The organism is Algoriphagus sp. AK58, from assembly GCF_014324365.1.
Taxonomy (GTDB): domain Bacteria; phylum Bacteroidota; class Bacteroidia; order Cytophagales; family Cyclobacteriaceae; genus Algoriphagus.
Map to the genome: position 1 here is coordinate 84,732 of NZ_QEIG01000028.1, position 9,511 is coordinate 94,242.

Annotated in this window: 8 protein-coding genes; 1 reads left to right on the forward strand and 7 read right to left on the reverse strand. The window is 43.8% G+C overall.

Annotation, left to right across the window (positions count from 1 at the left end; all coding sequences use genetic code 11):
• Positions 1 to 192 precede the first annotated feature (192 nt).
• The 7 genes from DDT91_RS19920 to DDT91_RS19950 all read right to left on the reverse strand — a co-directional run bounded on the left by DDT91_RS19920 (position 193) and on the right by DDT91_RS19950 (position 7,658).
• The gene (locus DDT91_RS19920) at positions 193 to 636 is read right to left on the reverse strand and encodes a DUF4440 domain-containing protein (protein WP_187177961.1); all 444 of its coding nucleotides are present in this window, start codon (positions 634 to 636) and stop codon (positions 193 to 195) included.
• Positions 637 to 691: 55 nt separating this feature from the next.
• Entirely contained in the window at positions 692 to 1,516 is an 825-nt protein-coding gene (locus DDT91_RS19925; protein WP_187177962.1) for a sterol desaturase family protein, read from the reverse strand.
• 175 nt (positions 1,517 to 1,691) lie between these two features.
• A complete protein-coding gene (locus DDT91_RS19930) occupies positions 1,692 to 2,648 on the reverse strand; it encodes a nitrilase family protein (RefSeq protein WP_187177963.1) in 957 nt (318 codons plus the stop codon).
• Positions 2,649 to 2,805: 157 nt separating this feature from the next.
• Positions 2,806 to 3,960 (reverse strand): DUF2268 domain-containing putative Zn-dependent protease, encoded by a 1,155-nt coding sequence (locus DDT91_RS19935; protein WP_187177964.1) that lies wholly within the window; start codon positions 3,958 to 3,960, stop codon positions 2,806 to 2,808.
• 143 nt (positions 3,961 to 4,103) lie between these two features.
• A complete protein-coding gene (locus tag DDT91_RS19940) occupies positions 4,104 to 4,940 on the reverse strand; it encodes a sialate O-acetylesterase (protein WP_187177965.1) in 837 nt (278 codons plus the stop codon).
• Between the two features lie 233 nt (positions 4,941 to 5,173).
• Positions 5,174 to 6,073, reverse strand: coding sequence for a hypothetical protein (locus tag DDT91_RS19945; protein ID WP_187177966.1), 900 nt, complete (start codon positions 6,071 to 6,073; stop codon positions 5,174 to 5,176).
• Positions 6,074 to 6,206: 133 nt separating this feature from the next.
• Positions 6,207 to 7,658 carry an amidohydrolase gene (locus DDT91_RS19950; protein WP_187177967.1) on the reverse strand — a complete coding sequence of 484 codons (1,452 nt, stop codon included), beginning with the start codon at positions 7,656 to 7,658 and terminating at the stop codon, positions 6,207 to 6,209.
• Positions 7,659 to 8,482: 824 nt separating this feature from the next.
• On the opposite strand from DDT91_RS19950, the gene DDT91_RS19955 reads away from it, so the two are divergent.
• A complete protein-coding gene (locus DDT91_RS19955) occupies positions 8,483 to 9,193 on the forward strand; it encodes a 6-phosphogluconolactonase (RefSeq protein WP_187177968.1) in 711 nt (236 codons plus the stop codon).
• Positions 9,194 to 9,511 lie beyond the last annotated feature (318 nt).

A 9,511-nucleotide genomic window follows, 5' to 3' on the forward strand; every position in this document is an offset into this window, starting at 1 on the left:
ATTAAAGCAAAATACATTAGCCGGGAACTCTCTCGGAAACCAAAGGACTGATCAGGTAAATGAAGAGTCGACACCTAGACCAAGGAATCGAAAAAGCAATTTCTCGGATTGTGGAAATCCTCTACAGGATTCCCCAAAATAGAAGGAATGAGATTTCGGAAAAAATCGGCCGGCTCGATTATTGGAGTGCTTTTATTTCTCTACCCGAGTTGAATGAAGCATATCCAGTCTCCAGCCTCTTTCAGTTCGAATGGCAGTAGCACTTTCCAACCAATAGAGTTCACGTAGGACTTGTCCGTCCCGGGAGATCGTGGCATAATTGTGATAGGCTACCCAGGCCCGGTCTCCTTCGACTACGGTCTTGATAAACTCGAAGCGGTTGATTCGGGTAGGAGGGTTTGGGTTGCTTTTGGCTTTGGCGAGGTAGTCGCGAATGATCGCCATGTCCCATACTTCTCCTTGCTCCAGAAGTAAAAAATCCTCAGTGTAAAAGTCTGTGAGCTTTTCAGCTTGATAGTTGGAGAAAATCTCATCAAAAGAATTCTGAATCAATTGTTCTACCTGAAGCTGATCGGAGGTTTGTGAAAAGGCGGTTGAGGAAAAAAGGAAAGCGAGTAAGAATAAAATGGTTTTCATGAGGGTGAATTATTTAGGAAAAGGATGGAAAAAGAGGTTTAGTTAGATACTCTGACTAAGAGCCATTCGATTTTTTTCGTGATTCATTTTTGATGGATAGAAAAGGGCTTTTCATCAGGTAAAGAAAGGTTTGCTTGTCTTCGGAGTCAAATTCTTCCAAGCCAAAGTCTGTCTTTTTTACAGGGATCCATTTAAAGGTTTTGAAAATCCTATCCCAAAGGATAAAGATGTCTGCAAAATTGGAGTCGGTGTACTGCTGATCTTTGTGGTGGTGCACCCGGTGATGGTCCGGCATGACCAGCACCAGTCCAAGCGTGTGATTCAACCATTTGGGGTAATTCAAATTGGAATGTTCGAGGAAAAAAAAGATATATACAATGAAATAATACAGAGCCAAAGCAGTCATATCTGTGCCGAAGAGAGCAGCGGTGATGACATTTCCTGTCTGATAAATAAATATGATTTCCAAAGGATGAAAGCGCAAGGTGGTGGAGGAGTCCATGTGGGTATCACTGTGGTGAACCCGATGTAATCTCCAAAGCAGGGGAACTTTGTGTGAAGCACGATGAATCCAATAGGTGGTCAGATCATACAAGGCCACTCCTAAGGCAAGTTTGACCCAATAAGGCCATTCGGTCCAATGTAAAAGCCCGATTTGGTGCATAGAAAGCCATTCGATCCATTGCAGTTGAATACCCAGAAAAACAAGATTCAAAAGGGTCAGCGAAATCTGGAATAGGATATTTTGGAAAAGGTGCTTCCCACGGTTTTTGAAGGGATAGGGATTGACAGTCACCTGTTCCAAAAAGAAAAAAAGGCTCAATAAGCCAATCAGAATATAGTTTGGATCGATACTTAGGATGTTGTTGATCAGTTCCATATCTCCTTATTTTCACTTGAAGTGAATATAAATCAATAACATGAACCTTCCTATCCTCAAAGAGGTAGGTAGCAATTATGCATTCTTTTCCTGCTAAACATCCTTACAAATAAGGTATTGGAAAAATGCCAAATCCCTCTTGAAGGGAGCTAAATCAGCCCTGAAGCATTAGTAATCAACTTGACTTGGGTTGAAGCCAAACGACTTTTTGCTCAGGTTTGTGGGCTTGACCGATAATGTCCCGGTAGAGATCGGGGCGTCTCGCCTGGAGGTAGCGTGAACCGCCTGCTTGGGTTAGTTTTTCGGGAGTGATAGTAGCGATTACAAAGCTGTCTTCAAAGTCCCGACACTCGGCCAAAATATCCCCAAACGGATCGAGAATCATCGAGCAACCGTTTTTCAACTGGTCATCGTCTATGCCGATCGGGTTGGAAAAAACCACATAGACCCCATTGTCATAGGCTCGTGCAGGCAGCCATTTCATCAACCAAGCACGACCCTTCAGGCTGTCAAATTCGATGCGAAGGGAAGTGGGATCAGTTTCCCGGTTTTCCCAAAGCTTGGGATCCACAAATCCGGCTCCCGGACGGGTAGAAGGGGTACACATGGTCACATGCGGCATGAAAATAACATCCGCCCCAAGGAGTTTTGTCGCTCGGACGTTTTCAATGATGTTGTTATCGTAGCAGATTAGAATCCCGCATTTCCAGCCTAGTAAGTCAAAGACCACGTACTCATTTCCGGGTAAAATATTTGGATTGATAAAGGGGTGGAGTTTGCGGTATTTAGCCAGGAGTCCGTTTTGATCTACACAGACATAAGCTTTGAAAAGTTGGTCTTGCTCGTCTTTTTCAAAGAGGCCGGCCAAGATGACGATTTGATTCTTGCGGGCGATTTCGATGAGTTTTTGGATGCTTGGCCCCTCGGGAATACGCTCGGCCACTTCGAGCATCTGTTCCTTGGACAGCTTTCTGGCAAAGGTGTATCCCGTGACGGAACATTCGTGGAAGGCAATGACCTGCGCGCCTTGAGCCGCTGCCTTGGCGGAAAGCCGGTCGATGACAGAGAGGTTGTATTCTTTATCTCCGCTTCGGTTTTCAAACTGGGCACTGGCGATTTTCAGTTTTTCCATAGAATGGAAAGATAGGAGAGAGGAGGAGAAAGGGCAATTAGGATTGAGTAAAATCTTATATTCCTAATTTTAAAATGGGTTGAATTTCAATAAAATCGCTATCCAGAAAAGACCAAATAATTCCCATTCCCATAAGAAAGCGGCTAATCAGTTTTTTTTAATGCTTGAACTCGTAAGCACTATCCTTCAAAAACTTCTCAAAATCCCTGATTTCCAGCATTTCTTTGATAGCGGATTTTTTATCAACCGCTTGATGATAATAGCTTTCGCATATTCGGTAACCGATAAAATATCCAAGATTTCCGGGGTAACCGGTTTCCGGATTGTCGGTATTGAAAAGCCAATCATCGGTATTTTCCCCTCTCATCTGGGTTTTGAATTGTGCCCAAAGTTTTTCTTCATGGGCAACTCCAAAATCGAAAACTCGTGGGTCGGTAGGTTGCCCAAGGATCAGATAGGTGATGAAATCCGCTGCCCCTTCCATGATAGCCAAATCCAATAAGGTAGATTCCGGTGTGTTTTTTTGCTGTAAGTGCACATACTCATGCACGATAATGGGTACCGTCTGATCAAAATCGAAAATGATCTTCTGCTCCCATTCAGAAAGCGAATCCAAATTACTATTCGAGTCCTTGCTCAAGTGCTCGGCACCGATCAACATGCCAGCCCAGCCATCGGGAGTGCCGACATTGGATAGACTTCCCATCAAAAAGTAGATGGGAGGGAAAATGGCTTCAGGATAGAGCTCTTTTAATTTTTGTGCGGCACGGATAAAGTCCGGTTTTAGACTTTCAAACTTCAGTGTGGTAGGCCGAATACTTTGGTAATAAGATTCCAGAGAGCGAACTCTATCCAGATACTTTTCCAAGTCCCGGTTCATCCGTACACTGTAGAAGGTCTTTAGGCCCTGGCTTCCTTCTTGGATGTAGTTTTTCAAGAAAATGCTTTCTGCATTTGGCTCATGAAGCGCATCAAAATTCTCCCAAAACCGATCAATATCCCCCGTTTCGATCCTTAGCTGGGAAGGATCTGATAGTCGCAACCTGTTTTGCGAGATTCCTTCCATCAAGTCCTTGCCTCTGATCTCTTGGGCCAGAAAGGAAAGTGTTTTGCTGTTCGTAATCGCCAGTGGATCAAACAAACCCAAGTGAATGGCCTGATGGAGATCGGTAATCCCTTGAAGGGTATCGCCGGCTAAGATGGTGGTTCTCGCCTTTGCCAACCAAAAATGGGGCGTGTCTTCCTGTGCAAAACTCAGGTGTGTAAGAGAAACAAAAAACAGGAAAATGGTAAATCTTAAAATCTTCATCATGTGGATGAAGATGGATAAAGCTTAGTATGGGTTGCTTGCCAAGATTTAAAAAATAGAAGGCTACTCGTTTTATGCCTTCAGGAAAGCTCTGGACATCCTATACTTGGTCAAAAGCGAAACTACATGTTTTGCCGCCTAGCCAACTACTCGATGACAACGGTGCGCCTTTGGATAAATTCGTTGGCATATCTTTTTCCCATTTCCCGCTGTCCTTCCGAGTCAAAATGAACAAAATCCCCTTTATGGTTCAGATCCTTGGTTTGGATCAGATGGGCATAAGGATCCGTTTTTTGGTAGTCCTCCATTTTGGAATTAATAGCCTGCCAGGATTCATCCGTCTTGGAATAGGACCCTAATCGACCCATGAAAATGGGCAGGTTGGGATAGCCGACTTCAGCCCTAAACTTCCCGAATAAGACAGCCAATTGCTTGTCATAGATTTTGATAGTCTCCACTGAGGCTGCATCACTCTCTCCCTGATGCCAAAGGATGGCCTTTACGGTTCCGTAATGTTTCCCAATTGCTGTTTTTTCTTTGAAATTGGTGAATAGAGGCACATTCCGATACGTTTCATCGCTGATCCATTGATTGATGCCACTTCCCCCAACTGCTGTGGGAATGAGCAAAATCGAAACGCTGTCGGGAATGTACTTCAGCAATTCTTTGCCAAAGGAAAGTCCGCAATCCAATCCGGTCAGGGTGGGTTCGTAGAAGTGAAGCGGTTCTTTGGCAAGAATTACCTCTCCGGTTTTGTTGATGGTCAAAATCCGTGGGTCGGGGATCGTGTCCATAGGTTCGACTTTTCCCCGTCCTGCCATGTTGGATTGACCTGCCAGAATAAAGACCCACAGGTTTTCTTTGGCAGGAATTACCTCCGGCTTCTCTTCCAGCTTTGGAAAAAACTCGGTTCGGGGATCTTTTTGGGAGGTCCCGAGGCCGAGGATAAGGAAGAGGAGGCAAATGGCGTATTTTGTTCTCATGGTAGAAGGATTGTTCCTTGGCTCATGGACTGGGATTTTTTTTACCACATTAATGGTAGTTCTCTTTCCTTTGATTTGGAACTTATTTTTTGTTGAGAACTAACGTTTTGCCGCTTGCCGCAGTGGGGGATTTCGGAGCACTTCACTGTCAACCAAGCACAAATGTTGATAGAAGCACTGCACTTGATTTAACCACGTCAGCCCCCATTGCGGCAAACGGCTGTTACCACCCGTTATTCTCTTTTCTGTTCTTTGAAAATGTCTTCTAATGTCTCTTTGTATTTGGTGTATTTGTAAAGGTTTCGCTCCTTTAAAATTGAACCCAATAATAAGTCGTTTTTCTCCTTTTCTGAACCACCTTCATTGTTTAAGCAAATTAAATGTGATAAAAGTGTCTCGTAGAATTTGTCAAGGTAGTAGCTTTTGTAGCTTTGAATTCCTTTGTCCTTAACGATATTCATTTCAAAGTCCGTAAAATAAAAGTCGGTGTATTGGTAATATGCTTGTCCATTGAATTTAGGAAACTTCTTAATGTTGTCAATTGCTTTGCTTGTGTTTGGTGGTTTCACTACGTTCATAAAGCCCCAAATTGTCTTTCCGCAATAGTCCATACAACGTAAAAACATAATGCCTTTTTCTGTGTCGTCTTTAAAGTTATATTCTTTCATTTTAAAGTCGGTCTTTGAAAGGTCAAACGGTTGGTTTTTATTTCCAACTGCTGTAAATACCATTCCATAGTAATTGTCAACCAATTCATAAGTCGGAATGTCCTTATTTGATAAACTATCTATGAGCTTATTATTGTCAATTTGGTTTTCTTCTCTAAGATTTAGATTGATAGCTCTTATTATGTAAATCTGTCTTAACACTTTATCGTCTGGTCGTGATAAATATGTTTTAGTCAGAAGCTGATTATTTGTAGATATTGTCTGAACGATAAAGTCTGTTGCTGTCTTTAAGTTAGCCGGAACATCAGTCTTTACTTCTTTCAAAGCTTCTTTTGTCGGCTCATTACGGAACATAAAGTCTTTGTAGGTCTTGCCAAGCTCAATCAATTTTTGATTTTCTGCTACCTGTCCGAATGTCAAAAATGTCAGGCAGGTTGCTAAAAGTGTTAATGTCGTTTTTTTCATTATCTGTTTTTATTACTGTGTCGTTTTATAATGGGTGGTAACGTCTGTATTTACGAAACCAGTTTCGTAAAGCATGCCTATTTGGATGCCTTACGAAACTGGTTTCGGGTATTTCTGAATTACTTGCCTCAAATCAATACCCAGCCTTCAAAGGCGGAGGGCCGTCAGGGATAATGCCCTTGTAGACATAGTCTCCTTTTTTCTGCTTGAATTCAGCTTTGATCTCGTTTCTCAGGGCTTCATTTTGGTACAGATCCACCATGGTCATGGCCAAGGCCTTGGCTGCATAGCCCATTCCCTTGTGTCCGATGGACATTCCTACGGAGGCGACTACCGCCCAGGAATGCCAAGGAGTACCAGTCGGTGCCACAGTGGCTCCCATTCGGATGGTGGGTACCACCCAGCTTACATCACCTACGTCAGTACTGCCGCCCATACTGTGTTCTAGGGTTTCTTCCATTGGCTTGATCTCAGAGATCACACCCACCTGCGGTTTGCCATTGGCTTCCTGTATCTTTTTGGCGAATTCCTGTTCTTCTGCAGTATAGGTGATCGCTCCTAGGCTTTCAATGTTCTTTTGCATCACCACCGAACCGGTTCGGTTGACCAGGATCTCATGCACGCCGGAAACGAGCTTCACTTCGTGGGAGACATTGGCCATGATGGCGGCGCCTTCGGCCATTTTTTCTACCTGCTTCCAGACAGGCACAAGTCCCTCACGGCTGGTATCACGGACTCTGACCCAAAGTCGGCTGTAGTCAGGTACTACGTTGACAACTTGTCCACCGTCTTGGATATGGTAATGAATACGTACGGTAGGCTTGATGTGCTCGCGGTAGTAGTTGATGCCAGTGGTGTAGAGTTCGAGGGCATCCGAGGCAGAGCGGCCGTTCCAAGGATCACCGGAGGCATGGGCCGCCTGTCCTTTAAACTCGACGATAAAATCTACCAAGGCCAGTCCTTTTTGGACTTCGGTTTTGGTTTCGTCGGCAGGGTGCCAGTCCATCATGATATCCACATCGTCCATCAGTCCGGCACGGATCATCCACAGCTTGCCGAAGTATTTTTCCTCGGCTGGAGTACCATAAAAGCGTATCGTGCCTTTCAGTTTGCCTTCAGCAATCAAGTCTTTGATCGCTGATGCCGCGCCAAGGGATGCAACGCCAAAAAGATTGTGACCGCAACCATGTCCCGGTGCTCCGGCATGGAGTGGACTTTTGAAAGGAACTTTGTTTTGAGACAAGCCAGGTAAGCCGTCAAACTCACCCATAATTCCGATGATGGGAGTGCCGGATCCATATTCCGCTACGAAAGCAGTGGGGATTTCGCCCACCCCTCGTGTGACTTTGAATCCGAGTTTTTCCGCATAAGCAGATAGAGCCGCCGAGGATTGGGTTTCCTGAAAGGCGATTTCTTCGAAAGCCCAGATCTTGTCGCTTAGCTCCGTCATGTCGGCAAATCGGGAATCAATGGCTTGCTGTACGGATTGCTTGAGTGGATCGGGTTTGGGGGCGGCTTTTTTCTGTGCCAATAGGGGACTTGCAACTAGCATCAAGCCCAAAGCACTGAGGTAAATTTTTCTCATAAGGTGTTGGTTGGTGTTTGGTAAACTAAGATGGGTATAAGTTAAGAAGGAAGAAGTGATTTTTTAGCCGCAAAGGGCTCGAAGGTGAAATAAGAGTACACAAAGAGATTAGCCGCAAAGGACTCAAAGGGGAAATAAGAGTTCACAAAGCTTAACCGCCAAGGTCACCAAGGATAATTCAGAGGGCTCTAAGGTTCAACCGTATAGGTCTGGAAAAATGGGGAATTGCCACGAAGACGCTAAGTCACAAAAGATTTGGATTCTATGAGAATCAAAGAGACCACTATGTGTTTTCTATGTGTCTATTGTGGTTTTAAAATGTCTTTTTCCATTTCGCTGGCACAAGCTTTCGTTTCCAAACCAGCTTTTGGTGTCCAGCGCTAGGGGTAGCTTTGACTTTTTCTTCTACCAAGATTATGCTCCTAACGGAGCAATTGCCACGAAGACGCTAAGTCACAAAAGATTTGGATTCTTTGAAAATCAAGGATACACCTATGTGTTTTCTATGTGTCTACTGTGGTTTTGAAACTGCTTTTGGGTAGTCTTTTTATTCCTTGCGCTGGAAAAGGCTTTCGATTACTGAGCGGCTATTCGAGTCCAGCGCTTGTGATACCATTGACAAATTTTTCTACCAAGATTTTGCTTCTAGCGGTTCATTTGCCACGAAGACACTAAGGCGCAAAAAAAATGATTCTGTTAATAGAAAGAAGAAAAGGACAGCGAAATGTTTTCTATGTGTCTACTGTGGTTTAAAAAAAACGGTCTCAAAAATTTACCTGATATTTAATGGTCAAATCGATTATCTATTTCCAACTGGCCTCAACATGAATTTCCATTACCTACCTGATTTTGAAACCATGAGCCGAAAGGGCTTTGAATTGGTGAAACCCGAAATTGACCGAAAGCCAAATTTGTTGTTTTGTGTCGCGAGTGGGGGATCGCCATCGGGTCTTTATGCGCAAATGGTGGCTGAAAAGGCTAAAAATTCAAGCTTTTGCAATCAGCTACGTGTGATCAAATTGGATGAATGGGGTGGGTTAGAGGAAGGGTCAACTTTTACTTCAGAGCTCGATGTGCAGACCAAGTTTGTTCAGCCTATGGGGATTTCTTCTGAACGCTATTGGACGATTGATCCTTTTACGGCAGATCCGGAAGGGGATTGCAGCAAAATGGAAGAGGTGATTCAGAGAGAAGGTCCTTTGGATATCTGCATTTTGGGTATTGGGGTGAATGGTCATATTGCGCTAAATGAACCCGGAGAGGTGCTAAGACCGGGATTTCATGTTTGTCAATTGGCCGAGTCTACGCTAAACAATGGCATGATCAAAACTTTAAAACAGCCTCCGACTTTTGGAATGACGATGGGCGTGGGGAATATTCTTCAATCCAAAAAGATCTTGATTTTTATCGCAGGTTCAGGTAAAAAAGAGGCTTTTGAACGCATGCTAAAGCCAGAGGTAAGTACGCAGTTTCCCGCTTCCTTGCTTTGGCTTCATCCCAATGTGGATGTGTTGGTGGATGAAAGGGCGGTTTGATTTTTGCCACTAAGACGCTAAGGAGCAAAAGTTTTTTTGAAGGCGACGCAAAAAGGCAGAGATTCTTTGGCTACAAAAAACTACTTTGAATTATGCCGACGGAGACGCAAATGCACAAATGGTTTTTTGATCAAAGATATCTTTAACGGTAATGATTATTTTTTTCGGAGAAAGGAATACGAAAACCTTGAATCAGTCGAATACGGAAATTTTTAAACTTAGTGTCTTTCTGCCTTCGTGGCAATAATCCTTTGCAGCCTAAAAACAAAAAAGTCCCAAATTTCTTCGGGACTTTAATGCGGAATGGACGGGACTCGA

Bases quoted from the DNA above. Each gene is read 5' to 3' on its own strand.
- DDT91_RS19920 (WP_187177961.1), bottom strand. From the start codon at position 636: ATGAAAACCATTTTATTCTTACTCGCTTTCCTTTTTTCCTCAACCGCC.
- DDT91_RS19925 (WP_187177962.1), bottom strand. From the start codon at position 1,516: ATGGAACTGATCAACAACATCCTAAGTATCGATCCAAACTATATTCTG.
- DDT91_RS19930 (WP_187177963.1), bottom strand. From the start codon at position 2,648: ATGGAAAAACTGAAAATCGCCAGTGCCCAGTTTGAAAACCGAAGCGGA.
- DDT91_RS19935 (WP_187177964.1), bottom strand. From the start codon at position 3,960: ATGATGAAGATTTTAAGATTTACCATTTTCCTGTTTTTTGTTTCTCTT.
- DDT91_RS19940 (WP_187177965.1), bottom strand. From the start codon at position 4,940: ATGAGAACAAAATACGCCATTTGCCTCCTCTTCCTTATCCTCGGCCTC.
- DDT91_RS19945 (WP_187177966.1), bottom strand. From the start codon at position 6,073: ATGAAAAAAACGACATTAACACTTTTAGCAACCTGCCTGACATTTTTG.
- DDT91_RS19950 (WP_187177967.1), bottom strand. From the start codon at position 7,658: ATGAGAAAAATTTACCTCAGTGCTTTGGGCTTGATGCTAGTTGCAAGT.
- DDT91_RS19955 (WP_187177968.1), top strand. From the start codon at position 8,483: ATGAATTTCCATTACCTACCTGATTTTGAAACCATGAGCCGAAAGGGC.